Raw genomic sequence first — 26,321 nt, 5'->3', positions numbered from 1 at the left:
CTCTCTCAGGTCGAAGTGGGATGGGCGACGTCTCTCTAGAGATGTCGCCAGACATCCGTGGGGGTCAGCCCCTTCGCGACCATGAGCACCTGAAGGTGGTAGATCAGCTGCGAGATCTCGGCAGCGGTCTCCTCGTCGGACTGGTACTCGGCCGCCATCCACACCTCGGCGGCCTCTTCAACGATCTTCTTGCCGATGCCGTGCACGCCGGAGTCGAGCTCGGCGACGGTGGCCGAGCCCTCTGGGCGCGTCACGGCCTTCTCGCTCAACTCAGCGAAGAGATCGTCGAAGGTCTTCACGGGTACAACGGTACCGGTGATCGAGGGCCGCCGACGTCACGGCGGCCGAGCGACGTCGAGTTCACGGTCTCGACGTCGCTCGACGACGTGAACTACTTGACGTCGAGCAGGTCGATCACGAAGGTGAGCGTGCGACCGGAGAGGCGGTGCCCACCGCCGGCGGGACCGTAGGCGAGCGCGGGCGGGCAGATGAGCTCGCGACGGCCGCCGACCTTCATGCCGGGGATGCCATCCTGCCAGCCCTTGATGAGGCCCGCGAGCGGGAACGCGATCGACTCGCCGCGGCCCCACGAGGAGTCGAACTCCTCGCCGGTCTCGAAGTCGACGCCCACATAGTGCACCTCGACCGTGTCGCCCGGCTTGGCCTCGGCACCGGTGCCGACCTCGATGTCACGGATGACGAGCTCGGTCGGGGCGGGACCCTCGAAGAAGTCGATCTCGGGCTTGGTCTTGGGTGAATCAGTCATGCGTACCAGTCAATCAGAGATGCGAATGCTCGGTCGCGACCGCGCGCAGTCGCTCGATCTGCACGGCAGGATCGTCGGCGCGGAACACCGCCGATCCTGCCACGAAGGTGTCGGCCCCCGCCTCGGCCGCGATCACGATCGTGCGCTCGTCGATGCCGCCATCGACCTGCAGCCAGAGGTCGCGGTCACCGACGGCCGCGCGCAAGAGCGCGAGCTTGGGCATCGTCTCGGCCATGAACTTCTGACCGCCGAAGCCGGGTTCGACCGTCATGACGAGCACCTGGTCGAACTCGGGCAGCAGCTCGAGGTAGGGCTCCACGGGGGTGCCGGGCTTGAGGGCAAGGCCGGCGCGGGCCCCGATGGCGCGCAGGGTGCGGGCGACGGCGGCCGGGTCATCCGTCGCCTCCGCGTGGAAGGTCACGGAGTAGGCGCCGAGCTCGGCGTAACCCGGCGCCCAGCGGGCGGGGTCGTCGATCATGAGGTGCACGTCGAGCGGGATGGCCGAGACATCCTGGATGCGACCGACCATCTGCGGGCCGAACGTCAGGTTCGGCACGAAGTGGTTGTCCATCACGTCGACGTGCACGAGGTCGGCGGTCGCGATGCGACCCAGCTCGCGCTCGAGGTTGACGAAGTCCGCGGCCAGGATGCTGGGGTTGATGCGCACCGTCATGCCTCGACCTTAGTCAGCAGCTGGATGAACATCGCGTCGGTGCCGTGGCGGTGCGGCCACAACTGCACGTGGCTGGCCTCGGGCAGGTCGAGCGGCGTCTTCACGATCGACTGCAGCACCGCGGGCGTGTCGAGCCGCTCGACATCGGTGCGGGTGCGCAGCGTGGATGCCACGATCGCCTTCGTCTCGGCGGCGTGCGGCGAGCACGTGACGTAGGCGAGCACTCCCCCGGGTTTGAGCGCATCGAGGGCGGAGCCCAGCAGCTTCGCCTGGAGCGCGCCGAGCCCCGCGACGTCGCTCGGCTGCTTGCGCCAGCGCGCCTCGGGGCGGCGACGCAGCGCGCCGAGTCCGGTGCAGGGGGCGTCGAGCAGGATGCGGTCGAACGCCGCCGGGAACCGCTCGCCGATCGTCGTGCCGTCGCTCTCGAGCACCTCGGGCGGGGCGTCGAACACCGCGAGGGCCTTGCGCACGAGCTCGGCGCGGGCGGGGACGAGTTCATTGGCGGTCAGCGTGGCGCCGCCGATCGCGGCCTCCGCGGCCAGCAGCGCGGCCTTGCCTCCCGGGCCGGCACACAGGTCGAGCCAGCGCTCCCCCGGCACGATCGGCCGCGCGCGGCTGAGCGCGAGGGCCGCGAGGGCGGAACCCTCGTCTTGCACCCGCACGCGGCCCTCGCGTACGCCCGGGATGCGCAGCGGGTCGCCGCCGTCGAGCACCATGCCCACGGGCGAGAACTCGGTGGTGTAGCCCTCCGGCGCGGCGAAGCCGGGCAGGGCGGTGAGGCTCACGCGCGGGGCGACGTTGTCGGCGACCAGCAGCGGCTCGAGCTCGGCCTCCCGGCCCTCAGCGACGAGCACCTGGCGGAAAGCGCGCGTGACCCACAGGGGGTGCGAGTACTCGATCGCGAGGCGCTCCTCGCCGGAGCCCGCCGTCGCGAGCACCCGTTCACGCCACGTGTCGGCATCGGTGCGGGTGATCGTGCGCAGCACCCCGTTGGCGAACCCGACCGCGGAGCGCGAGGCGACCGAACGCACGAGCTCGACCGACTCGTCGACGGCGGCGTGCGCGGGAATGCGCATCGAGAGGATCTGGTGGCACGCCAGGCGCAGCACGTCGAGCACGGGCGCATCGATCTGCTCGACGGGCCGGTTCGCGGCCAGCGCGATCACGCGGTCGTAGTAGCCCTGCATGCGCAGCGTGCCGTAGGTGAGCTCCGTAGCGAGCCCCGCGTCGGCGTCCGAGAGCTTCGCCCTGCCGAGCCGCACCGGCAGCAGCAGATTGGCATAGGCATCCGAGTCGCGCACCGCGAGGATCACGTCGAGGGCGATCCGGCGCGCGGGCTGCACGCTCACTGGGCGACCGCCGGTCGTCCGCGCCACCAGCTGGCGGCATCCATCGCCTTGCGCCCGGCCGGATGCACCTGGATGAGCTCGATCGGATGCGTCGTCGTGCCCGCGAGCACGCGCTTGCCGACGAGCGCGAACATGCCCGGGTCCAGCGGCGGCGCATCCCTGGCGATCGCCGCCGCGAGCACCTTGAGTCGCGCGCCGTCGGCGTCCGTGAACGCGCCCGGCTCCGGGGTGACCCCGCGGATGAGGTCGTGCACGCGCTCGGCCGGCTGGTTCCAGTCGATCTCGCCGTCGGCGAGGCTCAGCTTGGGCGCGAGGGTCACCTCGCCGCGCTGCGGCTCGGCCTTCGCGGTGCCGTCGGCGAGGGCATCCACGACCTTGAGCAAGAGCTCGGCGCCGGATGCCGCGAGCTCACCGAGCAGGCCGCCCGCGGTCTGCAACCGCCCGATGGGCTCGGCGATGCGACCGTAGACGTCGCCCGCGTCGAGCTCCTCGACGAGCTGGAACACGGTCGCTCCGGTCTGCTCGTCGCCGGCCATGATCGCGCGCTGCACGGGTGCGGCACCCCGCCACCGTGGCAGCAGCGAGAAGTGCAGGTTGATCCAGCCCAGGCGCGGGGTGGACAGCAGGGGCTCGCGCACGAGGCCGCCGTACGCGACGATCACCCCGAGATCGGGTTGCAGCGCGGTGACGGCGTCGGTGGCATCCCCCGCCAAGCGGTTGGCCTTGATCGTCGGGATGCCGAGGGCCTCGGCGACCTCGGCCACGGGCGTCGGGGTGAGCACGCCGCGGCGGCCCTGCGGGGAGTCCGTGCGGGTGATCACCGCGGCGATAGCGTGTCCGCTCGCGGCGAGGACGCGGAGGCTGGGAACCGCCGCCGCTGGGCTGCCGGCGAAGACGAGGCGGAGGGCGGTCATCCGACTATTCTCCCCCGCCGCGGGTCGCACTCAGGACTCGAGGAACGGCTCCACGTCGTCGAGCCGCGTGCGCAGCGTCGGCGCGCTCGGCCCGCGCTGGCCGGGAGCGCGGCGGCGCGACGTCGCAGCGCGGATCACCTCGGCGCGAAGGTCGGCGGCGATCTCCGGGCCGTGGCCGTAGTCGAAGCGCAGGATCGTGCGCACGGTGGAGTCGCCGATGTCGACGGGACCGAGCACGTCCGACTCGGGCACCGAGGTCGCGGCGACGGCGCGGGCGACCGATTCGAGCGTGCCGGTGAGGGTCGCCACGCGTACGGCGGGCGGAAAGCGAAGCCGACGCCGGTCGGCGAGCTCGTTGCGGGCGTACTCCGCGTGGTTCCAGGTCACGAGTGCGGAGGCGAGCGCACCGCCGACCCCCACGAGCACGGTCGTGGCGCGGGGTGCGGCGAGGGCGATCGCGTTCGACCACCAGCGCAGGCAGTCCTCACCGACCCTGAGGCTCTCGCGGGCGACCATGCGCTCGCCGTCGAGCAGCAGCACGGCGCGATAGCCGCCGGCGGCGATCGGCTCCGCGCCGCGGGTGGCGATCACGAGCGCTGGCTCCGCGCCGACCGAGAGGACGGGCCGCTCCCCGTCGGCGATGATCACCCGCACGCCGGGGAAGGCGCGGCCGAGGTCTTCGGCGGTGCGGGTGGCTCCGGTGCCCACGAAGCGCAACCGCGTTCCTTCGCAATTACTGCAGCGCCAATCCACCGCGAGGGCTCCGCACCACGCGCATGAGGGCTGCGCCCGCGCGGACTTCTGCGTCAATGGTCCCTCGCAGCGCGCGCACCGGGCGGTCTGGTCGCAGTCGGCGCAGGCGAGCCGAGGTGCGTAGCCGGGACGCGCGACCTGCACGAGCACCGGCCCGTGTTCGAGCGCCGCGCGCGCCGTCTGCCACGCCGACGACGGGATGCGCGCTTGCGCCGCGAGGCGGTCTCCCCCGGCCTGCTGCGCGGTCGGCACGACCTTCGGCAGCACCCGCGGCACCGGAGCGATCGACCGCAACCAGCCGATCTCCACGAGCCGCTCGACCTCGGTGCTGCGGGAGTGCCCGAGGAAGAGCAGCGCGCACCCGGCCTGCTCCTGGCGCAGCAGTGCGGCATCGCGGCTGTGCACGTAGGGCGCGAGCGGTTCGCTGTGCAGCGGATCGCCGTCATCCCACAGCGCGATGAGGCCGAGGTTCGCGGCAGGGGCGTAGACCACCGAGCGGTTGCCGACGATCGCGAGCGGGGCATCCCCCAGGCAGCGCAGGAACGCGCGGTACCGATCGGGGTTCGACTGCCGCGCATCGAGGTGCACGATCGCCTCCGCGGGCAGCACCGCGCTCAGCGCCGCCTGCAGTTGCTCCTGGTCGCGATAGTCCGGCACCACGAGAATCGCACTGCGTCCGGCTGAGACCGCGGATGCCGCGGCCGCCGCCATCGTGACCGCCCACGCTCCCACCCAGGCGCCGCCGGCGACCTGCTGCACGAGCGGGACCGCATCCACGGCCGCCCGTTCGGCCCCGGCGACCACGCCCTCGATCACCCCGGCGCCGTAGCCGGCGATCGGCGGCGCGGGCACCACCGTGAACGGCTCGTTCTCGGTGCTCGCCAGGTATGCCTTCTCCACCCGCACCTGGCGCGACGGCACCGCCAGCCGCACGATGTCGCTCGCCGAGCCGGCGGCGCGATCCGCGGCCTTGCGGGCGAGCGCCCAGACCTCGGGCGTGAGCACCGGGATCGACGAGACCACCGCATCCAGCTCGCTCAGCGTGCCGTGGAAGTCCGCGCTCGGCTCAGCGAGCTCGACGATGTAGCCGTCGGCGATCCGGCCCGCTGAGCGCAATGGCACCCGCACCCGCACACCCGGCCGCGCTGCCTCGCGCAGCGCGTCCGGGATCGCATAGTCGAACAGACGGTCGAGTTGCGGCAGGGGCGAGTCCACGAGCACCCGGGCGACGGATGCCACGGCGCTCCTACAGTCCGACTGCGGCGCGCAATGCGTCGACCCGGTCGCGGCGCTCCCAGGTGAAGTCCGGGAGCTCACGACCGAAGTGCCCGTAGGTGGCGGTCTTCGCGTAGATCGGACGCAGGAGGTCGAGGTCGCGGATGATCGCACCGGGCCGCAGGTCGAACACCTCGCGGATCGCGCCGATGATGGTCTCCTCGGGCACGTGCGCGGTGCCGAAGGTCTCGACATAGAGGCCGACCGGCGCCGCCTTGCCGATCGCGTAAGCCACTTGCACCTCGAGGCGGTCTGCCAACCCCGCGGCCACCGCGTTCTTCGCGACCCAGCGCATGGCGTAGGCGGCGGAGCGGTCGACCTTCGACGGGTCCTTGCCGCTGAAGGCGCCGCCGCCGTGACGGGATGCCCCGCCATAGGTGTCGACGATGATCTTGCGTCCCGTCAGTCCCGCATCGCCCTGAGGGCCACCGATCTCGAAACGCCCGGTCGGGTTGATGAGCACCTTGAGGTCGCTCGTGTCGAGGTCGGTGCGCGCGAGCACGGGGCGGATCACGAGCTCTTCGACCTCGGCCCGCAGCTGCTCGTTGCTCACCGACGTGGAGTGCTGCGTGGAGAGCACGACAGTGTCGACGGATCGGGGCACGGCACCCTCGTATCCGATGGTCACCTGGGTCTTGCCGTCGGGGCGGAGGTAGTCCACTTCGCCCGCGTGCCGCACCTCGGCGAGCCGCTCCGCCATCCGGTGCGCGAGCCAGATCGGCATCGGCATGAGCTCGGCGGTCTCCGTGGTGGCGTAGCCGAACATGATGCCCTGGTCGCCCGCGCCCTGCTGGTCGCCGGCATCCTCGCTCGTGCCCTCGCGGGTCTCGATTGCGGAATCGACGCCCTGCGCGATGTCGGGCGACTGCCCGCCGATCGAGATGCTCACACCGCAGGAGCGACCGTCGAACCAGACGTCGGACGAGGTGTAGCCGATGTCGGTGATGCGCTGGCGCACGATCGACGGGATGTCGACGTAGCTGGAGGTCGTCACCTCACCCGCGACGTGCACGAGGCCGGTGGTCACGAGGGTTTCAACCGCCACCCGCGCCTGGGGGTCTTGTTCGAGCATCGCGTCGAGGATGCTGTCCGAGATCTGATCGCAGATCTTGTCCGGGTGCCCCTCGGTGACGGATTCGGATGTGAAGAGGCGCAGGGGGGTGCTCATACGGCTTGGCTCCAGGATCGTCGTTCGTGACAGAAAGAGGCCGACTCAGTCGGACAGCACGTCAAGAATACGGTCGGCGACCGACCGCTTGCTGCCACTGGCTTCGATCACGATGCTGCCATGACGATCGATGACGGTCACGGCGTTGTCGGCGGTGGCGAAACCCTCGTTCCAGCCCACCCTGTTGACGACCAGCAGATCGGCGCCCTTGCGGGCGATCTTGGCGCGTGCGAGTTCGAGCAGTGCCGCGTCATCCGGCTCGGTCTCGGCCGCGAAGCCGACGATGACCTGCCCGGGCGAGCGCCGTTCGGCGACGGCCTTGAGAATGTCCGGATTCTTGATCAGGCGCAGGTCGAGACGCTCCCCCTGCGTCTCCTTCTTGATCTTGCCCTCGGCCACGGACTCGGGACGGTAGTCCGCGACGGCGGCGGCCATGATCACGACGTCCGCCGCCGGTGCCGCGGCCGCGACGGCCTCGGCGAGTTCGAGCGTGGAGCCGACATGCTGCACCGCCATGCCCACGGGGGTGTCGACCTCGAGATTGGCGACCACGAGCGTGACGTCGGCGCCGCGCGCGGCCGCGGCGGTCGCGATCGCGACGCCCTGTCGTCCGCTGGAACGGTTGCCGATGAAGCGCACCGGGTCGAGCGGTTCCCGAGTGCCTCCGGCCGTGACCAGGATGCGCCTGCCCGCCAGATCGCGAGGACCAACGATTGCGAGCGCCTCGGCCACGATCACGTCCGGTTCGGCCATGCGGCCGGGTCCGGCATCCTTGCCCGTGAGCTGGCCGGTCGCCGGACCGACGATCGTCACGCCCCGGGAGCGGAGCGTCGCGATGTTCGCAACGGTCGCGGGGTTCTGCCACATCTCGGTGTGCATCGCCGGAGCGATCACCAACGGCGCGGTGCTCGCGAGGATCGTGTTGCCGAGCAGATCGTCGGCGAACCCCCCAGCGAGTTTGGCGATCGTGTTCGCCGTCGCCGGTGCCACCACGATGAGGTCGGCGGCCTGCCCGATCGCCACGTGCCGCACCTCGGCGACGCCCTCGTACAGATCGTCGTGCACGAGGTTGCGACTGATCGCCTCCAGGGTGGGACGACCGACGAAGCGCAGCGCGTTCGGCGTCGCGACGACGTGCACGTCGTGGCCTGCGAGCACGAACGCACGCACCACGTTCACGGCCTTGTAGGCCGCGATACCGCCCGTGATACCGACGACGATGTTCATGCGCGTCCCGACGGACTCGACACCCGATGCGGTGGTTGGCGCTACTCGGAGCTCAGACGCTTGAGTTCGAGCTTGTCCTCGTTGATCTCGTGCAGCGCCACCGAGAGCGGCTTGTCGTCGATCGTCGAGTCCACCAGCGGGCCGACATTGTCGAACAGCGAGCCCTCGTGCAGATCCGCGTAGTAGTCGTTGATCTGGCGCGCACGCTTGGACGCGAAGATCACGAGCTGGTACTTGGAGTCGACCTTCGAGAGCAACTCGTCGATGGGAGGATCGATGATCCCGGAGTGCTTGTCAACCATGGTGGAGCTCCTCAGGCTTGGGAAGAAGTGGTCGCGCGAAACGGCGCATCCATCAATTCTACGACTTCGCGTGCCGCTTCGCCGACGTCGTTGTTGACGACACGCACATCGAACTCGTCCTGGGCGGCGAGTTCGACCCGTGCGGTGTCGAGTCGGCGGGCCTGTTCCTCGGCCGATTCGGTGCCGCGGCCGGTGAGACGGCGCACGAGTTCCTCCCAGCTCGGCGGCAGCAGGAACACCAGCAGCGCCTCCGGCATCGCCGCGCGCACCTGCCGGGCACCCTGCAGGTCGATCTCCAGCAGCACGCGTCGACCGGCGGCGAGCGCCTGCTCGATCGGGGGCCGTGGCGTGCCGTAGCGATAGGAGTTGTGCACGACCGCCCATTCGAGCAGCTCCCCCGCCGCGATGCGTCGGTCGAACTCCTGATCCGAGACGAACCAGTAGTGCACGCCGTCGATCTCCCCGGGCCGCGGCGCGCGCGTCGTCGCCGAGACGCTCAGCAGCACATCGGGATAGTGCTCGCGGATGTAGGCCGAGACGCTGCCCTTGCCGACGGCGGTGGGCCCAGCCAGCACGACCAGCCGGTGCGAACCGCCGACGCGCGACCGCAGCCACTCGCCCAGACGCTCGCGTTGGCGCGCGCCGAGGCCGCCGACGCGCTTGCGCGGGGAGATCTCCAGTCGGCTCATCACGCGCTCGGTTCTGGTGGGGCCGAGCGAGGGCATGCTCGCCAGCATCTCGCGCACGCGCAGGCCGGCCTCGACGCTGTCGGGATGCTCCCACGCGACCTGCGCGACATCCAGCGCCGTCCTGGTTCGGCTCGCGATCGCGGCCTTCACCGCGGCGCGGGCGCGGCGTGCCGCGATCGCCGCGCGGCTTGCAGCGGCGCGGTCGACCTCGGGCGGGTCCGGTCGCGGACTCATGCCGACGCGTTCCGCAGCGTATCGACGTGGCGCTGGAGTTCGGGCCTGACCCTGGCCGGCCCGTCCCGCAGCACGGCGCGTCCGATGTTGGCCACCACGTTCACCGCCGCCGCGCCGTAGAGCCGTGGCAGGTCCGTCAACTGCGCGCCCTGCTCTCCGAAGCCGGGCGCGAGAATCGGGGTGCGGGAGAGTACACCGGGCTCGATGCGGTAGTCGGCGAGGTCCACGGTCGCGCCGAGCACGACACCGACCGACCCGAGACCCTCGCCGGAGTTGAGCTCGTCCACCTCTCCGACGATACCGCCGGCCACCGTTGCACCGGCGTAGGGACCCTCGGCCAGCACCGCCGTCTGCAGCGCACGCGCCTCCGGGTTCGAGGTGGCGGCCAGAACGAAGACGCCCTTGCCGGTGCGCCGGGCGAGGTCGATCGGGCCGGCGATCGATCCGACGCCCTGGTAGGCCACGAGCGTCATCGCGTCGACCTCGAACGGCGACCCCGGCGTGAGCCACGCCGCCCCGTAGGCGTCGATCGTCGATCCGATGTCGCCACGCTTGACGTCGGCGATCACCAACAGACCGGCCGCGCGTGCCGAGGCGATGACCGCCTCGAGGGCCGCATACCCGGCCGCGCCATGACGCTCGAAGAACGCGATCTGCGGTTTGACGATGCCGACCACGCCGACGGCGGCCTCCACCGCGCGCAGTCCGAACTCTCGTGCGCCCGCCGCGCTGTCGGGCAGCCCCCACGCCTCGAGCAGGAACGCGTGCGCGTCGAGCCCGAGACACAGCTGCCCCCGAGCATCGAAGGCGGCATCCAGGCGCGCGCCGAAATCAGGCACGCGAGTCCGCCAGCGCCGCGGCGCGATCGCGCGCGTAGTCCTGCAGGGAGCGCACCGTGAAGCCCTCGCGGATCGACTCGATCGAGGCCACGGCGGCGCCGAGCTGGGCGATCGTCGTGAACAGCGGCTTGTCGGCGGCGACGGTGGCCATGCGGATCTCGTAGCCGTCGGCGCGGGCGCTGCGGCCGCTCGGGGTGTTGATGACGACATCCACTTCGCCCTGGTTGATGAGCTCGACGATCGAGGGCTCGCCCTCGACGACCGCCTGGCCCATGAAGTACTTGCGCACCACCCGGGCCGCGATCCCATAGCGGGCGAGCACCTCTGCCGTGCCCTCGGTCGCGAGGATCGTGAAGCCCAGCTGACTCAGCCGCATCACGGGCAGCACGATCGCGCGCTTGTCACGGTCGGCGACGGAGACGAACACCGAACCGCTCGAGGGCAGGCCGCCGTACGCGGCCTCCTGGCTCTTCGCGAAGGCCTTCGGGAAGTTCGAGTCGATGCCCATCACCTCGCCGGTGGAGCGCATCTCCGGCCCGAGCACCGAGTCCACGACCTGCCCCTCGGCGGTGCGGAAGCGGTTGAACGGCAGCACCGCCTCCTTCACGGCGACCGGCGAGTCCATCGGCACCCGCGAACCGTCCTGCTCGGGCAGCAGTCCGTCATCCACGAGCGAGCGGATGCTGCGGCCCACCATCACGAGCGACGCCGCCTTCGCGAGCGGGATGCCGAGCGCCTTCGACACGAACGGCACCGTGCGCGAAGCCCGAGGATTCGCCTCGAGCACGTAGAGGATGCCCTGGCCGATCGCGAACTGCACGTTGATGAGTCCACGCACGCCGATGCCGCGAGCGATCGCCTCGGTCGCCTCGACGACGCGGTGCAGGATGTCGCGCCCGAGTGTCACGGGCGGCAGCGTGCACGCGGAGTCGCCGGAGTGGATGCCCGCCTCCTCGATGTGCTCCATGATGCCGCCGACATACAGCTCGGTGCCGTCGTAGAGCGCGTCGATGTCGATCTCCACGGCGTCGTCGAGGAAGCGGTCGACGAGCAGCGGCGAGCCGGGTCCGATGATGGCCTGCTCCCGCACGCGGTCGAAGTAGTCCTCGAGGCTCGGAGTGTCGTAGACGATCTCCATGCCGCGTCCGCCGAGCACGTAGCTCGGGCGCACCAGCACGGGGTAGCCGATCGACTCGGCGACGACGACGGCGGACGGGGCATCCGTCGCCGTGCCGTTCTTCGGAGACTGCAGGCCGGCGTCGGCGAGGATCGCGGAGAACAGACCGCGCTCCTCGGCGAGGTCGATGGCCTCCGGCGTTGTGCCGAGGATCGGCACGCCCGCGTCCTTGAGGCCCTGAGCGAGCCCGAGGGCCGTCTGCCCGCCGAGCTGCACGATCACGCCGACGAGCTCGCCGGACTGCGACTCGGCGTGGATGATCTCGAGCACGTCCTCGAGGGTGAGCGGCTCGAAGTAGAGCCGGTCGCTCGTGTCGTAGTCGGTGGATACGGTCTCGGGGTTGCAGTTGATCATGATCGTCTCGAACCCGGCGGCCGAGAGGGCGAACGATGCGTGCACGCACGAGTAGTCGAACTCGATGCCCTGCCCGATGCGGTTCGGTCCGGAGCCGAGGATCACGACCTTGCGGCGATCCGACGGCTGCACCTCGGTCTCGCTGTCGTAGCTCGAGTAGTGGTAGGGCGTGAGCGCCGGGAACTCCCCCGCGCAGGTGTCGACGGTCTTGTAGACCGGGCGCACGCCGAGCTGCCAGCGCAGTGCGCGCACCTCGTGCTCCGCGATGCCGCGCAACTGGGCGATCTGCGCGTCGCTGAAGCCATGGTCCTTGCCGAGGCGCAGCATCCGCTCGTCGAGCAGGTGGAACGAGGCGATCTCGAGCGCGACCTCGTTGATGAGGGCGATCTGGTCGATGAACCAGGGATCGATCTTGGTGGCCTCGAAGACCTCCTCGATGCTCGCGCCGGCCCGCATCGCCTGCTGCACCGTGACGATGCGGCCGTCGGTGGGCACGCTCGCGAGCTGGAGCAGCGCCGCCTTGTCGCCCGGCTCACCCTGCCAGTGGAAGCTCGAACCCCGCTTCTCGAGCGAACGCAGCGCCTTCTGCAGCGCCGTCGTGTAGTTGCGGCCGATCGCCATCGCCTCGCCGACCGACTTCATGGTCGTCGTCAGTCGCGTGTCGGCCATCGGGAACTTCTCGAAGGCGAACCGCGGCACCTTGACCACGACGTAGTCGAGCGTGGGTTCGAAGGATGCCGGCGTCACCTTGGTGATGTCGTTCGGGATCTCGTCGAGCCGGTAGCCGATCGCGAGCATGGCCGCGATCTTCGCGATCGGGAAGCCGGTCGCCTTCGAGGCCAGCGCACTGGAACGCGACACCCGGGGGTTCATCTCGATGACGATCACGCGACCGGTGGCCGGGTCGACGGCGAACTGGATGTTGCACCCGCCGGTGTCGACGCCCACGGCCCGGATGATGTCGATGCCGATGTCGCGCAGGTTCTGGTACTCGCGGTCGGTCAGCGTCAACGCGGGAGCGACGGTGATCGAGTCGCCCGTGTGCACGCCCACCGGGTCGACGTTCTCGATCGAGCACACCACCACGGTGTTGTCCGAGGTGTCGCGCATGAGCTCGAGCTCGTACTCCTTCCACCCGAGGATGGACTCCTCGAGCAGCACCTCGGTGGTCGGCGACTGGTGCAGCCCGTCGGTGACCATGCGGATCAGCTCGTCGCGGTCGTAGGCGAAGCCGGAGCCGAGGCCGCCCATGGTGAAACTCGGGCGGATCACGAGCGGATAGCCGAGCTCCTCGGCGAAATCGATGGCCTCGCCGACGGTGTGGGCGATGAAGCTGCGGGCGACATCCGCGCCCGCGTCGATCACCAGCTGCTTGAAGAGCTGGCGATCCTCGCCCTTGTTGATCGCCTCGAAGTTCGCACCGATGAGCTCCACGCCGTACTTCTCGAGGATGCCGTGCTCGTGCAGCTGGATCGCCGCGTTCAGCGCCGTCTGCCCGCCGAGGGTCGGCAGGATCGCATCGGGCTGCTCCTTGGCGATGATCGACTCGATCACCTCCCAGGTGATCGGCTCGATATAGGTCGCATCGGCGAAGTCGGGGTCGGTCATGATCGTGGCCGGGTTGGAGTTGACCAGGATGACGCGCACGCCCTCACTGCGCAGCACGCGGCAGGCCTGGGTGCCCGAATAGTCGAACTCCGCGGCCTGACCGATCACGATCGGGCCGGACCCGATCACGAGGACCGAGTTGATGTCATCGCGCTTAGGCACGCTTGCTCTCAATCACCAGATCGCGGAAGCGATCGAACAGATAGTTGGCGTCGTGGGGGCCTGCGGCCGCCTCGGGGTGGTACTGCACGGAGAAGGCCGGGATGTCGAGGGCCCGCAGCCCCTCCACGACGTCGTCGTTGAGGTTGACGTGGCTGACCTCGACGCGACCGAAGCCGGCGGGCGAGTCGGTGACCTGCCCGATCGGGGCGTCGACGGCGAATCCGTGGTTGTGGCTCGTGATCTCGGTGCGGCCGGTCGCGACATCCACGACCGGCTGGTTGATGCCGCGGTGGCCGAACGGCAGCTTGTAAGTGCCGAACCCGAGTGCACGGCCCAGCAGCTGATTGCCGAAGCAGATGCCGAAGAACGGCAGGCGCTCTCGCAGGATGCCCTGCAGCAGCTCGACATGCTGGTCGGAGGCGGCGGGGTCGCCCGGCCCGTTCGAGAAGAACGCGGCGACGGGATGGATCGCCAGCAGCTGCTCGAGCGTCACGGACTGCGGCAGCACATGCACCTCGAAGCCGCGCTGCGCGAGCGCGTTGAGCGTCGAAGTCTTCACGCCGAGGTCGAGCACCGCCAGGTTGCCCAGCTTCTCGCCGACCGCGGGGATGACGTACTCCGTGCGCGTGGAGACCTCGCTGGAGAGGTTCTGGCCGGACATCTCGGCGGCCTCGCGCACGATGGCGAGCTGCGCATCGGGACCGAGTGCGGCATCCGCGCCCGAGAAGATGCCGCCGCGCATGGCCCCGGCATCGCGAAGTCGCCGCGTGACGGCGCGCGTGTCGATGCCGCTGATGCCGACGATGCCGTCCCGCACGAGCTGGTCGTCGAGCGAGCCGTCGGCACGATAGTTGGAGACGATGCGGGAGGGGTCGCGCACGACGTAGCCGGCCACCCAGATGCGGCTCGACTCGGGATCCTCGTCGTTGACGCCGGTGTTGCCGATGTGCGGCGCCGTCATCACGACGATCTGTCCGGCGTAGCTCGGGTCGGTGAGGGTCTCCTGGTAGCCGGTCATGCCGGTGGCGAAAACCACCTCGCCGAGGGTGCGACCGACCGCACCGTAGGCGTTGCCGGTGTATCTCGTGCCGTCCTCCAGGACGAGCACGGCGGGTTCGGGGCTCACGCGGCCCTCCGTTCGAGTAGTTGGGCTACGGCCGTTTCGAGGGCTTTGGGCTGCTGCATGCGGAATGCGCTCTCCACCGGTCGCTCACCGAGCGTCCAGTCGAGCACCTCGAGGCCGTCGGTCTCGACCACCCGGTCGATGGTCCAGGTGGCACGGTGGATGCCGCGCAGATCCGCCAGCGGAATCCACACGTCGCGTTCGGACAGGCCGACGAGCACGCCGCCCTCCGCCACGGTGAGCGTGGCGTCGCCTCGGAAGCCGAGGCCGTGCACCGCGAGCCGGTCCAGCCGGTCCCCGGCCTCCGTGGTCGCGACGTACTTGCCCTCGAGCCGCGCGAGCACCGCCCCGATCTCCACAGGCACAGGCACGGGCGCGGCGACATCGCGCTGACGCTTGCGGCGCCCATACCAACCCCAGGCCATGAGGCCGAGCAGTGCCAGCATGAACAGCACGACGAGGCCCATCAGCACCGACCTATCCACGGCGCACCTCCTCCGGTTCGAGCAGCGCGCCATCGAGCACGGTCGGCCGCCCGGCATGGATCGTGGCAACGATGCGGCCCGGGAGCGTGCGCCCCAGGTACGGCGAGTTCGTGCTGCGACCGTGCAGGTGCTCCACACCGAACTCGCGCCGTGCAGCGGGATCGACGAGCGTGAGGTTCGCCGGGGAGCCGATGGCGAACGGCGCGGCGTACCCGTCGAGCCTGCCGATCTCGGCGGGCGCGATCGAGAGCACCCGGGCCACGTCGCTCCAGGTCAGCAGGCCGGTGTCGACGACCGAGGCCTGCACGACACTCAGCGCGGACTCCAGTCCCACCATGCCGTTGGCCGCCTCGTCCCAGGCGCACTCCTTGGCCTCCGCCGGGTGGGGCGCATGGTCGGTGGCCACGATGTCGATGGTGCCGTCGGCGAGGGCCTCCCGCAGGGCGACGACGTCCTCGTCCCGGCGCAGGGGCGGGTTGACCTTGAAGCGCGAGTCGTAGCTGCGTACGAGCTGCTCGGTGAGCAGCAGGTGGTGGGGGGTGACCTCGGCGGTGACATCCACGCCCCTGGCCTTGGCCCAGCGGATCACCTCGACGCTGCCCGCGGTCGACACGTGGCACACGTGCAGCCGGGCGCCGACATGCTGGGCGAGCAGCACGTCGCGCGCGATGATCGCCTCCTCGGCGACGGCGGGCCAGCCGGCGAGCCCGAGCTCGCCGGAGACCGCGCCCTCGTTCATCTGCGCACCGATCGTGAGCCTCGGCTCCTGGGCGTGCTGGGCGACGACGCCGCCGAAGGTCTTCACGTACTCGAGGGCACGGCGCATCAGCAACGGGTCGTGCACGCAGTGGCCGTCGTCGGAGAACACCCGCACGGCGGCCCTGGACTGCGCCATCGCACCGATCTCGGCGAGTCGCTCCCCCGCGAGCCCCACGGTGACCGCACCGATCGGACGCACCGTCACGTAGCCAGCGGCATCCCCGAGCGACTGCACCTGCTCGACGACGCCGGCGGTGTCGGCCACCGGCATGGTGTTGGCCATCGCGAACACCGCGGTGAAGCCGCCGGATGCTGCGGCCCGTGAACCGGTGAGCACCGTCTCGCTCTGCTCGAAGCCGGGCTCACGCAGGTGCGTGTGCAGGTCGACGAGGCCGGGCAGCGCGAGCAGGCCCTCCGCATCGACGGTGCGGTGATCGTCTGTGCCGAGATCGTCGACGAACACACCGTCGCGCACGAACAGGTCCGTGCGCGTGCCGTCCGGCAGCGCGGCTCCCACTATTCGCAGGCTCATGCCTCGTCCTCGCTCGCACGCTCGCTCGGCGCTGGCGTCGCGGCATCGCGATGCGATCCGCCAAGCTCAACCGCGCCTGCGAGTAGGTGATACAGCACAGCCATCCTTATCGAGACCCCGTTGGCGACCTGCTCGAGCACGGTGGACTGCGGCGAATCGGCCGCGCCCGCGGAGATCTCCAGGCCGCGATTCATGGGGCCGGGGTGCATCACCATGCTAGCCGCAGGCAGGCGCGCGGCCCGTGCGTCGTCGAGACCCCACTGGCGGCTGTACTCCCGCGCGTTCGGGAAGAACGCGGCGTTCATCCGTTCGGACTGGATGCGCAGCATCATGATCACGTCGGGCCCCGCGTTCACGGCCTCGTCCAGGTCGTAGGAGACCGTCACCGGCCAATCCTTCATGCGCACCGGCAGCAGGGTCGCGGGCGCGACGAGGCGCACATGGGCTCCGAGCGTCGTGAGCAACCACACGTTCGAGCGCGCGACCCTGGAGTGCAGAATGTCACCGACGATCGTCACGCTCACGTCATCGAGGGCCCTGCCGCGCGAGGCACCGCCGTGCAGTCGCCGCCGGATGGTGAACGCATCGAGCAGGGCCTGCGTCGGATGCTCGTGGGTGCCGTCGCCCGCATTCACGATGCCCGCGTCGATCCAGCCGCTGCCCGCGAGCACCGCGGGTGCACCGGAGGCCCCGTGCCGGATCACCACCGCATCGGCGCCCATCGCGGCCAGCGTCTGCGCGGTGTCCTTGAGACTCTCCCCCTTCGAGACGCTCGAGCCCTTCGCGGCGAAGTTGATGACGTCGGCGGAGAGCCGCTTGGCAGCGACCTCGAACGAGACCCTGGTTCGGGTCGAATCCTCGAAGAACAGGTTGACCACGGTGCGGCCGCGCAGGGTGGGGAGCTTCTTGACCTCGCGGTCAGCGACATCCGCCATGTCCTCGGCGATGTCGAGGATCGCGATCGCCTCGTCACGGGTCAGGTCACGGGTGCTCAGCAGGTGCCTCATGCGATCGTCACCTCGTCGTCGCCGTCGATCTCGCTGAGCCGGACGTTGATGCGCTCGGCGGCCGAGGTCGGCAGATTCTTGCCGACGAAGTCCGCGCGGATCGGCAGCTCGCGGTGGCCACGGTCCACGAGCACCGCCAGCCGCACCGCGCGCGGGCGTCCCAGGTCGCTGAGGGCATCGAGGGCGGCACGGATGGTGCGACCGGAGTAGAGCACGTCGTCGACGAGCACCACGGTCTTGCCGTCGACCCCACCGGCAGGGATCTGTGTCGGACTCGGCGCACGCGTCGGCTGATGCGCGAGATCGTCGCGGTACATGGTCACGTCCAGAGCGCCGACGGTGCCGGTGCCGGGCTCGATCGAGTCCAGGATGCCGGCGATGCGATTGGCCAGCACCACCCCGCGGGTGGGAATGCCCAGCAGCACCAGATCGGAGGAGCCACGATTGGACTCGAGGATCTCGTGAGCGATCCGAGTCAACGCACGGGCGATGTCAGCTTCCTGCAGCACGGTGCGCGCAGTCATCCTGACCTCCTTCCCCGCCTCACAGGACGGACTTAAAGGAAATCTGTTGTCACTAGTGTAGCGCGATCGTCCCGGGCGGATGTCCCGTGCGACCCGCGACGCGCACCCCTGTCGGCAGGGACGCCGGGCGCCCGAGGGTTGGGTCATACCCCGAAAGGAGACCCCAATGACCAGTACACCGACCCTCACCCCGCCCCGAACCGTGCGACCGAGTGCCATCGAGGTGCGACCGCAGCCCTTCGCCTGGGTGGCCGACCTCGTCGACCTCACCATCGCGGTGCTCAAGCCGATCTCGATCCCCCTGCTGCGCATCGCACTCGGCGTCGTCTACGTCTGGTTCGGCATCCTGAAGATCGTCGGCGCGAGCCCGATCGCCGACCTCGTCGCCGCGATGCTGCCCTTCGTCCCGTCCGAGGTCGCGGTCGTCGGGCTCGGCATCGCGGAGGTCGTGCTCGGCGCCGCGCTGATCGCCAACCTCTTCGTGCCGTGGGTCGCCGCGATCCAGGTGCTGCACCTGCTCGGCACGTTTGCCGTGTTCGTGTTCCAGCCGGCCGTGGTGCACACCGGCAATCCGTTCCTCGTGACCCTCGAAGGCGAATTCATCGCCAAGAATCTCGTGCTCGTCGCGGGATTGCTCGTCGTCGCCGGACACAGCCGGGCCCACGCCGCTCGGCGCTGAGAACGGCGGTGCCTGCTCGAGCGCTACCCCCAGCGCTTGAGCAGGTACCGCTCCAGCAGGCCGATCAGTGCATCCGTCGACTTGCCGAGGATGCCGAGCAGAATGATCGTGAGGAACATGCGGTCGACGCGCCCGTTGTTCTGCGAGTCCACCAACAAGAACCCGAGTCCCATCGAGGATGCGATGAGTTCGGCAGCCACCAGGAACAACCAGGACTGCGCGAGGGCGAGCCGGAGCCCCGAGACGATGCTCGGCACCACGGCCGGCAACTGCACCTGTCGCAGCAGCTGGAACTGGCTGAGACCGTAGGCGGTGCCGAGCTCCACGAGGTGCGGATCCACGTGACGCAGGGCGCCTGCCACCGTCGTGTAGACCGGGAACAGCGCGCCGATGGCGATGAGGATGACCTTGGAGTCCTCGTTGATACCCACATAGAGAATCAGCAACGGCACCCACGCCAGCGACGGCACGGCCCGGAAGCCGCCGATCGTGGGCGCGAAGAACGCGCTCGCGAGCTTCGAGAGGCCCACGATGGCGCCCAGCACGAGGCCGATCACCGCGCCGAAGACGAAGCCCAGCAGCACGCGCTGCACCGAGATGCCGACGTACTGAGCGAGCAGTCCGCGCTGTGCCAGATCGACGCCGGCGTTCCAGACCTCGATCGGCGCGGGAAGCCGGTACGACGGCACCAGCTCGAGCACCGTGACGAGTTGCCAGGCGCCGAGCAGCGCGAGTGGCACCACGAACCCGAGCGCGATCAACCAGCCCTGGCGACGCCCATCACGGCGGGCCTGCGAGGTCGCGGTGCCAGCGGCCGAATACCCGAACTGGGAGTCGTACTGGAGCAGTGTCGCGGCCGGCTCCCCCGAAGAGGAGCCGACCGCGATCTGGGAAGCCTTGTCAGCCAATGAGACTCGGGTTCGCGTTGTCGATGAACTGCGTGTCGAAGAGCGACTCGAGCGCCGTGTCGATGTCGCCCTGGGATGCCACGTCTCCGGCCTCGACGAAGATCGGGCCGATGAAGGCGAGCACGTCGCGCTGCTTCTTGCCCGGCTTCGGGTCGACCTCGAGGTTGGTGCGGTCGGCGATCACGGCGGTGGCGATCTCGACGTCGATGGCGGCGACCTCGGCGAGGATCGCCGCGGTCTCGTCCGGGTTGGCGATCGCGTACTCACGAGCCTTCTCGTAGGCGTCGACGACCAACTGTGCGAGGTCGGGCGACTTGGCGATGAACGACTCGGTCGCGTTGAGGAAGCCGTAGCTGTTGAAGTCGATGTTGTCGTAGATGATCTTGGACCCGGCAACGGCGACCGACGTCGACAGCAGCGGGTCGAGACCCGACCACGCGTCGACGGCACCGGACTCCAGCGCCGCCTTGCCGTCGGCGTGCTGAAGGTTCTGCACGTTCACGTCGCTGAGACTCAGCCCGGCCTCGCCGAGAGCCTGCAGCAGGAAGAAGTAGGGGTCGGTGCCCTTCGTCGCGGCGATCGACTTGCCCTTGAGCTCTTCGACCGAGCTGATGCTGGAACCGGCGGGAACCAGAATCGCGGCCCAGTTCGGCTGCGAGTAGATGTCGATGGTCTGGATGGGCGAGCCGTTCGCACGCGCCAGCAGCGCCGCGGAACCGGCGGTCGACCCGACGTCGATCGCACCGGCGCGCAGGGCCTCGTTGGCTTTGTTCGAGCCGGCGGACTGGATCCAGTTGATCGTCACCTTGCCGTCGGTGGCCTCCTCCAGCCAGCCCTGGTCCTTGATGATCAGGCTCAGCGGGTTGTAGGTCGCGAAGTCGATGTTGAGCACATCCGCGCTCCACTCGCCGGGCAGCGTGCTGGTGGGCTCCGGTTCGGCCACGACACCCGAGCCCTCGCCGGCGCAGCCGGTGAGGGTGAGCGCGACGGCGGCGGCCAGTGCTGTGATGGACAGGGTCAGTGTGCGGGCCATGTGATCCTCAGAAGGTGTGAACGGGGTGATGGGTGGAGACGCCGAGCCCCACGAGGAGCTCGGCACGCAGATGGGCCAGTGCCGAATCGCCGCGGTCGCGGGGGCGCCGACCGGGCACGGTGATCGTGGAACGGATGACCGCGCCGGAACCGGCCCCGTATCCCGCCTCTTCGCCGAGCAGCACGACACGATCGGCCAGGTAGAGGGCCTCGTCGACGTCGTGGGTGACGAGCAGGATCGTGGCGGGCTCGGCGGCGTGGATGTCGAGCAGCAGGTCTTGCATCCGCAAGCGCGTCAGGGCGTCGAGGGCGCCGAACGGCTCGTCGAGCAGCAGCACCCCGGGGTTGCGGGCCAGGGCGCGGGCCAGCGAGACCCGCTGGGCCATGCCCCCCGAGATCTGGCGGGGCCGCAGGTCGGCCGACGCGCCGAGCTGGACGAGTTCGAGCAGTTCCCGCACCCGCTCGCGCCCCGCCGCCTTCGGCGTGCCGTGCGGCAGGCCGAGCTCGACGTTGTGGGCCACCGTGCGCCAGGGCAGCAGCCGGGGCTCCTGGAATGCCACGGCGCAACGCTGGTCGACGCCGACGAGCGGAGTGCCATCGATGGCGACGGCACCGGTGTCGGGTCGATCGAGCCCGCTGACCTGACGCAACAGGGTCGACTTGCCGCTGCCGGACGCACCGATGAGGGCGACGATCTCCCCGGCGGCGATCTCGAGCGAGACGTCGCGCAGCACGACCCTCGGCTCGGACCCAGCCGTCGCGAAGGTGCGACCGACCCCATCGAGCGAGACGCTCAGTGCGGGCGCGGCGATACGAGCCTCGGTTGCTGTGGACACGCCTTCACGTTATGCGGCCCGGATGCGCACGCGCGCGCCGGGCGTAACGCTACGTCATCTAGTCCGCGCGACGATCAGCCCCGAGTCGCCGCGATCCGGCCCAGCAGTCCGTTGACGAAGCCGGCGGAGTCCTCGGTGCTGTGCACCCGCGCGGACTCCACGGCCTCCGAGATCGCCACCGCGTCCGGCACCTCGTCGTTGAACAGGATCTCCCACACGCCGATGCGCAGCAGCGCGCGGTCCACGGCGGGCATCCGGGCGATCGGCCAGTCGAGCGAATAGGTCTCGATCAGCTCGTCGATCTCGTCACCGTGCTCGGTGATGCCGATGACGATCTCGCGAGCGTAGTCCCAAGAGTTCGAGCGCTTCGGGTCGGCGGCGGCACGCGCCGCCTCGTCGGCCAGGGCGGTGTTGATCGACTCGCCCCGCACATCGGCACCGTAGAGCACGTCGAGGGCGCGCTTGCGCGCCTTGCTGCGGGCTCCCACTTAGACGCGGCCGAGGTAGCTGCCGTCGCGCGTGTCGACCTTGACCTTCGTGCCCTGCTCCAAGAACAGCGGAACCTGGATCTGGTAGCCGGTCTCCACGGTCGCCGGCTTCGTGCCGCCGGTGGAGCGGTCGCCCTGCAGGCCGGGCTCGGTGTAGGTGATCTCGAGCACGACCGAGGCGGGCAGTTCGACGTAGAGCGGGTCGCCGTTGTGCAGCGCGATCGTGACGTCCTGGTTCTCCAGCATGAAGTTGGCGGCGTCGCCGACCTGCGCGGGGGTCAGGGTGATCTGGTCGTAGTTGCCCTTGTCCATGAAGACGTAGTTCTCGCCGTCCTGGTACAGGTACTGGAAGTCAGCGCGGTCGACGGTCTCGATCTCGATCTTCGCCCCGGCGTTGAAGGTGCGGTCCACGACCTTGCCGGTCATGATGTTCTTCGCCTTGGTGCGCACGAAGGCGCCGCCCTTGCCGGGCTTGACGTGCTGGAACTCGATGATGCTCCAGAGCTGGCCGTCGATGTTGAGGACCACCCCGTTGCGGATGTCAGCGGTAGACGCCATGAGTGTTCGTTCCGTTCGTTATTCGGTGGTCGAGCCTGTCGAGACCCGAACCTGTCGAGACCCACGCCTGTCAGACGCGCAGACCAGCGGTCGAGTCTACCCGAGGCGACGCACGATCAGGTCGAGGGCGAGCGCGTAGGAGTCGAATCCGAATCCCGCGATCACCCCGGTCGCGATCCCCGAGATCACGCTCGTGTGCCGGAACTCCTCGCGGGCGTGCGGGTTCGACAGGTGCACCTCGATCAGCAGCAGCCCGGCCTTGGTGACGAGGGCCGCCGCATCCCGCAGCGCGTAGGAGTAGTGCGTGAAGGCGGCGGGATTGAGGACCACGGGGCATCCGGCGTCGACGGCCTCGTACAACCACATGATGAGTTCGGCCTCATCGTTGGTCTGCCGCAGGTCGACCGTGAACCCCTCCGGCGCCTGCGCCACGAGCAGCTCGCGCAGGTCGTCGAGGGTGCCGCTGCCGTACACGTCGGGCTCGCGACTGCCGAGTCGGCCGAGGTTCGGTCCGTTGAGAACGAAGACGGTGGTCACGCCCCGAGTGTATCGCCGGTCAGGAACGCTGCGCGGTGCGGCCGGCGAGCACGACGACCGCCCAGCCGAAGAGCGCGAACAGCAGGCCCGCGCCGATCGCGAACGCGGCGACCCCGAAGGAGACGATCGACGTGAACAGCGACGCCCGCAGGAACGACGCGTTCATCATGGTCTCGCGCACCGGGTCGTCGCGGTCGAGCTGCGCGTAGGTGGAGCCGCCGCTGGCCTCGAGCGCGTGATGGGCGATGATGTCGGCTTCGGCGTAGGCGGTGAACGGGTCAGCGACGGCTGCGCCGGCGAGGAACGCCGCATCCTCGGCCACCACGATCTTCTCCGCCGCGAGCTGCACGCTGACGGCCGTCCAGACGCCGACCCCTGCCGCGATCATGACGATGCCGCCGATGATGCCGAGTGCGCCGACGAGCCTCAGCAGCCGCGCGCGAGTGTCCGGTGCCTTGGTGGCCTGGTCCGTGGTGGTGGTCATGATCATGCCTTCCGACTGGGTCAGCGCGACGGTTGCGCCGCACCGCGCCCATCGTGGCGGATCGATGCCCCCAGGCGGGGGCCGAAGGTCCCACCGGCTAGACGCCGACCTCCTGGTACGCCGCGAACAGCAGTGCCTCGTCCGGTCCGTTGAGGGTGGTGACCTTGCCGACGTCGTCGAGCACGATGAACCGGATCATGCCGGCCCGGGCCTTCTTGTCGCGCTGCATGGTCGCCAGCAGCGTCTGCCAGCGACCGAGCGGGTAGTCGATCGGTAGCGACAGGGAGGTGAGGATGCTGCGATGCCGATCCACGACGGCGTCCGACAGCGACCCGGCCAGCCGTCCCAGCTCGGCCGCGAACACCATCCCGACGGAGATCGCCGCACCGTGGCGCCAGCGGTAGCGCTCGGCGTGCTCGATCGCGTGCCCGAGGGTGTGGCCGTAGTTCAAGATCTCGCGCAGCCCCGACTCCTTGAAGTCCTCGCTCACGACACGAGCCTTCAGCCCTACCGAGAGTTCGAGCACACGACGGAACTGGGGCGCGGTCGGATCGGTGACGGCGTCGACGTCGGCCTCGATGATGTCGAGGATCTCGGGCTCGCCGATGAATCCGCACTTCACGATCTCCGCGAAGCCGGCGAGGATCTCGTTGCGCGGAAGGGTGTCGAGCACATCCAGATCCATGACCACGGCCGCCGGGGCGTAGAACGAGCCGACGAGGTTCTTGCCCTCGGAGGTGTTGATTCCGGTCTTGCCGCCGACCGCGGCATCCACCATGCCGACGACGCTGGTCGGCACCTGGATCAGACGCACGCCTCGCAGCCAGGTCGCGGCGACGAAACCGGCGAGGTCGGTCGTCGCGCCGCCGCCGAAGCCGATCACCGCGTCCGTGCGGGTGAAGTCCGTCTGCCCCATGATCTGCCAGCAGAAGGCCGCGACCTCGACCCGCTTGGCATCCTCGGCGTCCGGCACCTCGGCCAGCAGCACCTCGTAACTGCCCTGCAGCGATTCGCGCAGCGCGTTCGCTTTCGCGCCCAGGGTCGGGGGATGCACGATGAGCACCTTGGCCACTCGCGAGCCGAGCTGGTCGGCGATGGTGACGAGCGTGCCGCGGCCGATGATGACGTCGTACGGGTCGCTGCCGCCGACCGGGATGATCGTGGTCTCGTTCATCGGGTCTCCAACCACTGGACGATCTGCTTCGCGACGTCGTCGAGCGGTTGCTCGGACGTGTCGATGGTGAGGTCGGCGAGGCGGTCGTAGATCGGCTGCCGTGCCGCGACGAGTCGGGCCCAGGCCTCCGGATCCCGCGCGAGCGGCCGCTTCGTGCCGCCGATCCGCCCGCGAGCCGCCGCTTCGGACATGGTCAGCTGCACGACGGGAAGTCCGGCGAGGTCGGCCTGCGTCGCCGGATCGAGCACGGCGCCGCCACCGAGCGTGACGACGGCGGGCTCGCGCAGCGCGTGTTCGACCGCGGCGCGCTCGAGCTCCCGGAAGTGCGGCTCACCGTGCTCGGCGAAGATGGCCGGGATCGGACCGTGCTCGGCGACGATCACCTTGTCGGTGTCGATGACGGGGGCACCGAGAAGGCGTGCGATGCGTCGGCCGGTGCGGGACTTGCCCGCGCCCGGCGCCCCGATCAGCACGACGATGGCGCCGTCAGGCACCGGTCGTCCGCTGCGCCTCGGGGATCGCGGCGAGGTAGCCGTCGAGATTGCGCTTGGTCTCCGTTACGGAATCGCCGCCGAACTTCTCGAGCATCGCATCGGCGAGCACCAGGGCGGTCATCGCCTCGGCGACCACTCCGGCCGCGGGCACCGCACAGACGTCGGAGCGCTGATGGTGCGCCTCCGCCGCATCGCCGGTGGCGACATCCACGGTGCGCAACGCGTGCGGCACGGTGGAGATCGGCTTCATCGCGGCACGCACGCGCAACGGCGTGCCCGTCGACATGCCGCCCTCGGTGCCGCCCGCGCGATTGCTGAGCCGTTCGATGCCGTCCGCACCGCGCACGAGCTCGTCGTGCGCCTCTGAGCCGCGCCGGCGGGCGGTCTCGAAGCCGTCGCCGACCTCGACGCCCTTGATCGCCTGAATGCCCATCAACGCCGCAGCGAGGCGCGCGTCGAGCCGCCGATCCCAGTGCGTGTAGGAGCCGAGGCCCGGCGGGAGGCCGTACGCGAGCACCTCGACGACGCCGCCGAGCGTGTCGCCGTCGTCGTGGGCGCGGTCCACCTCGGCGACCATCGCCTCCGAGGTCGCCGGGTCGAAGCAGCGCAGCGGGTCGGCATCCAGCATCGCGACATCGTCGGCGGTCGGCAGTGCGCTGCCATCCGGCACGCGCACCGCGCCGATGGAGAGCGTGTGGGCAACGAGACGCACGCCGAGCTCGGCGAGGAACGCCCGCGCCACCGCCCCGAGGGCGACGCGCGCGGCGGTCTCTCGCGCCGAGGCGCGCTCGAGCACGTTGCGCGCCTCGTCGAAGCCGTACTTCTGCATTCCCACCAGGTCTGCGTGCCCGGGGCGCGGTCGGGTCAGCGGGGCGCCACGGCCCTTCGGCAGCGTGTCGAGATCGACCGGGGTCGCGCTCATCACGTCCACCCAGCGAGGCCACTCCGTATTGCCGATGCGCAACGCGATCGGGCTGCCCATCGTCTGGCCGAACCGGATGCCGCCGCTGATGGTCAGCTCGTCCTGCTCGAACTTCTGGCGAGCGCCACGCCCGTACCCGAGCTTGCGGCGCTGCATGTCCGCCTGGATCTCCTCCGGGCCGACGGGCACGCCCGCGGGCATCCCCTCGAGAATCGCGACGAGTTCGGGTCCGTGCGACTCACCGGCCGTCAACCAACGCAGCATGGCCACAATCCTCCCATAGCCCGAG

At 69.9% G+C, this 26,321-nt stretch carries 28 protein-coding genes; 1 reads left to right on the top strand and 27 read right to left on the bottom strand.

What is annotated here, in order from left to right:
• Window positions 1–35: 35 nt before the first annotated feature.
• The 17 genes from PYV02_RS12125 to pyrR form a co-directional block, all read right to left on the bottom strand.
• Window positions 36–299 carry a phosphoribosyl-ATP diphosphatase gene (locus PYV02_RS12125; RefSeq protein WP_275759301.1) on the bottom strand — a complete coding sequence of 88 codons (264 nt, stop codon included), beginning with the start codon at window positions 297–299 and terminating at the stop codon, window positions 36–38.
• 92 nt (window positions 300–391) lie between these two features.
• Entirely contained in the window at window positions 392–766 is a 375-nt protein-coding gene (locus PYV02_RS12120; protein WP_275759300.1) for an FKBP-type peptidyl-prolyl cis-trans isomerase, read from the bottom strand.
• A gap of 13 nt (window positions 767–779) precedes the next feature.
• The gene (gene rpe, locus PYV02_RS12115) at window positions 780–1,439 is read right to left on the bottom strand and encodes a ribulose-phosphate 3-epimerase (protein ID WP_275759299.1); all 660 of its coding nucleotides are present in this window, start codon (window positions 1,437–1,439) and stop codon (window positions 780–782) included.
• Window positions 1,436–2,788 (bottom strand): RsmB/NOP family class I SAM-dependent RNA methyltransferase, encoded by a 1,353-nt coding sequence (locus PYV02_RS12110; protein WP_275759297.1) that lies wholly within the window; start codon window positions 2,786–2,788, stop codon window positions 1,436–1,438. Before PYV02_RS12110 ends, rpe begins: the two co-directional genes overlap by 4 nt.
• Window positions 2,785–3,702, bottom strand: coding sequence for a methionyl-tRNA formyltransferase (gene fmt, locus PYV02_RS12105; protein WP_275759295.1), 918 nt, complete (start codon window positions 3,700–3,702; stop codon window positions 2,785–2,787). Before fmt ends, PYV02_RS12110 begins: the two co-directional genes overlap by 4 nt.
• Before the next feature lie 30 nt (window positions 3,703–3,732).
• On the bottom strand, window positions 3,733–5,694 hold the full coding sequence (locus tag PYV02_RS12100) for a primosomal protein N' family DNA-binding protein (RefSeq protein WP_275759293.1): 1,962 nt from the start codon (window positions 5,692–5,694) through the stop codon (window positions 3,733–3,735).
• A gap of 7 nt (window positions 5,695–5,701) precedes the next feature.
• Window positions 5,702–6,898, bottom strand: coding sequence for a methionine adenosyltransferase (gene metK / locus PYV02_RS12095; RefSeq protein ID WP_275759292.1), 1,197 nt, complete (start codon window positions 6,896–6,898; stop codon window positions 5,702–5,704).
• Window positions 6,899–6,943: 45 nt separating this feature from the next.
• Window positions 6,944–8,125, bottom strand: a complete 1,182-nt coding sequence (coaBC, locus tag PYV02_RS12090; protein WP_275759291.1) for a bifunctional phosphopantothenoylcysteine decarboxylase/phosphopantothenate--cysteine ligase CoaBC — start codon at window positions 8,123–8,125, stop codon at window positions 6,944–6,946.
• A gap of 41 nt (window positions 8,126–8,166) precedes the next feature.
• A complete protein-coding gene (gene rpoZ / locus PYV02_RS12085; protein ID WP_275759290.1) occupies window positions 8,167–8,427 on the bottom strand; it encodes a DNA-directed RNA polymerase subunit omega in 261 nt (86 codons plus the stop codon).
• 11 nt (window positions 8,428–8,438) lie between these two features.
• Window positions 8,439–9,350 (bottom strand): guanylate kinase, encoded by a 912-nt coding sequence (gmk, locus tag PYV02_RS12080; RefSeq protein WP_275759289.1) that lies wholly within the window; start codon window positions 9,348–9,350, stop codon window positions 8,439–8,441.
• Window positions 9,347–10,189, bottom strand: a complete 843-nt coding sequence (gene pyrF, locus PYV02_RS12075; RefSeq protein ID WP_275759288.1) for an orotidine-5'-phosphate decarboxylase — start codon at window positions 10,187–10,189, stop codon at window positions 9,347–9,349. The genes gmk and pyrF overlap by 4 nt, the downstream gene beginning before the upstream one ends.
• Window positions 10,182–13,490, bottom strand: a complete 3,309-nt coding sequence (gene carB / locus PYV02_RS12070; protein ID WP_275759286.1) for a carbamoyl-phosphate synthase large subunit — start codon at window positions 13,488–13,490, stop codon at window positions 10,182–10,184. Before carB ends, pyrF begins: the two co-directional genes overlap by 8 nt.
• Entirely contained in the window at window positions 13,483–14,616 is a 1,134-nt protein-coding gene (gene carA / locus PYV02_RS12065) for a glutamine-hydrolyzing carbamoyl-phosphate synthase small subunit (protein WP_275759285.1), read from the bottom strand. The genes carB and carA overlap by 8 nt, the downstream gene beginning before the upstream one ends.
• On the bottom strand, window positions 14,613–15,098 hold the full coding sequence (locus PYV02_RS12060; RefSeq protein WP_275759283.1) for a PH-like domain-containing protein: 486 nt from the start codon (window positions 15,096–15,098) through the stop codon (window positions 14,613–14,615). The genes carA and PYV02_RS12060 overlap by 4 nt, the downstream gene beginning before the upstream one ends.
• The gene (locus PYV02_RS12055) at window positions 15,091–16,389 is read right to left on the bottom strand and encodes a dihydroorotase (protein WP_275759282.1); all 1,299 of its coding nucleotides are present in this window, start codon (window positions 16,387–16,389) and stop codon (window positions 15,091–15,093) included. Before PYV02_RS12055 ends, PYV02_RS12060 begins: the two co-directional genes overlap by 8 nt.
• Window positions 16,386–17,396: an aspartate carbamoyltransferase catalytic subunit gene (locus PYV02_RS12050; RefSeq protein WP_275759281.1), complete on the bottom strand. Its 1,011-nt coding sequence runs from the start codon at window positions 17,394–17,396 to the stop codon at window positions 16,386–16,388. The genes PYV02_RS12055 and PYV02_RS12050 overlap by 4 nt, the downstream gene beginning before the upstream one ends.
• Window positions 17,393–17,920, bottom strand: coding sequence for a bifunctional pyr operon transcriptional regulator/uracil phosphoribosyltransferase PyrR (pyrR, locus tag PYV02_RS12045; protein WP_275759279.1), 528 nt, complete (start codon window positions 17,918–17,920; stop codon window positions 17,393–17,395). Before pyrR ends, PYV02_RS12050 begins: the two co-directional genes overlap by 4 nt.
• A gap of 166 nt (window positions 17,921–18,086) precedes the next feature.
• On the opposite strand from pyrR, the gene PYV02_RS12040 reads away from it, so the two are divergent.
• The gene (locus PYV02_RS12040; protein WP_275759277.1) at window positions 18,087–18,599 is read left to right on the top strand and encodes a DoxX family protein; all 513 of its coding nucleotides are present in this window, start codon (window positions 18,087–18,089) and stop codon (window positions 18,597–18,599) included.
• 23 nt (window positions 18,600–18,622) lie between these two features.
• Here PYV02_RS12040 and PYV02_RS12035 read toward each other — a convergent pair whose 3' ends face one another.
• The 10 genes from PYV02_RS12035 to aroC form a co-directional block, all read right to left on the bottom strand.
• Window positions 18,623–19,507, bottom strand: a complete 885-nt coding sequence (locus PYV02_RS12035; protein WP_275759276.1) for an ABC transporter permease — start codon at window positions 19,505–19,507, stop codon at window positions 18,623–18,625.
• Complete coding sequence (locus PYV02_RS12030; RefSeq protein WP_275759275.1) at window positions 19,500–20,540, bottom strand: aliphatic sulfonate ABC transporter substrate-binding protein; 1,041 nt, start codon at window positions 20,538–20,540, stop codon at window positions 19,500–19,502. The genes PYV02_RS12035 and PYV02_RS12030 overlap by 8 nt, the downstream gene beginning before the upstream one ends.
• Before the next feature lie 7 nt (window positions 20,541–20,547).
• Entirely contained in the window at window positions 20,548–21,375 is an 828-nt protein-coding gene (locus tag PYV02_RS12025; RefSeq protein WP_275759273.1) for an ABC transporter ATP-binding protein, read from the bottom strand.
• 74 nt (window positions 21,376–21,449) lie between these two features.
• Entirely contained in the window at window positions 21,450–21,863 is a 414-nt protein-coding gene (nusB, locus tag PYV02_RS12020) for a transcription antitermination factor NusB (RefSeq protein ID WP_275759272.1), read from the bottom strand.
• On the bottom strand, window positions 21,864–22,421 hold the full coding sequence (gene efp, locus PYV02_RS12015; RefSeq protein WP_275759271.1) for an elongation factor P: 558 nt from the start codon (window positions 22,419–22,421) through the stop codon (window positions 21,864–21,866).
• A 96-nt stretch (window positions 22,422–22,517) separates the two neighbouring features.
• On the bottom strand, window positions 22,518–22,958 hold the full coding sequence (locus tag PYV02_RS12010; protein ID WP_275759270.1) for a type II 3-dehydroquinate dehydratase: 441 nt from the start codon (window positions 22,956–22,958) through the stop codon (window positions 22,518–22,520).
• 19 nt (window positions 22,959–22,977) lie between these two features.
• The gene (locus PYV02_RS12005; RefSeq protein WP_275759269.1) at window positions 22,978–23,442 is read right to left on the bottom strand and encodes an aromatic ring-opening dioxygenase LigA; all 465 of its coding nucleotides are present in this window, start codon (window positions 23,440–23,442) and stop codon (window positions 22,978–22,980) included.
• A 97-nt stretch (window positions 23,443–23,539) separates the two neighbouring features.
• Window positions 23,540–24,616, bottom strand: a complete 1,077-nt coding sequence (gene aroB / locus PYV02_RS12000) for a 3-dehydroquinate synthase (RefSeq protein ID WP_275759268.1) — start codon at window positions 24,614–24,616, stop codon at window positions 23,540–23,542.
• Window positions 24,613–25,110, bottom strand: coding sequence for a shikimate kinase (locus PYV02_RS11995; protein ID WP_275759267.1), 498 nt, complete (start codon window positions 25,108–25,110; stop codon window positions 24,613–24,615). The genes aroB and PYV02_RS11995 overlap by 4 nt, the downstream gene beginning before the upstream one ends.
• Entirely contained in the window at window positions 25,103–26,296 is a 1,194-nt protein-coding gene (aroC, locus tag PYV02_RS11990; RefSeq protein ID WP_275759266.1) for a chorismate synthase, read from the bottom strand. Before aroC ends, PYV02_RS11995 begins: the two co-directional genes overlap by 8 nt.
• Window positions 26,297–26,321: the final 25 nt, after the last annotated feature.

The sequence above is a fragment of the Antiquaquibacter metalliresistens genome (assembly GCF_029211225.1).
GTDB classification, from domain to species: Bacteria; Actinomycetota; Actinomycetes; order Actinomycetales; family Microbacteriaceae; genus Rhodoglobus; species Rhodoglobus metalliresistens.
Note: the sequence above shows the minus strand (reverse complement) of the source record. Positions and strands in the feature narration are given on the sequence as shown.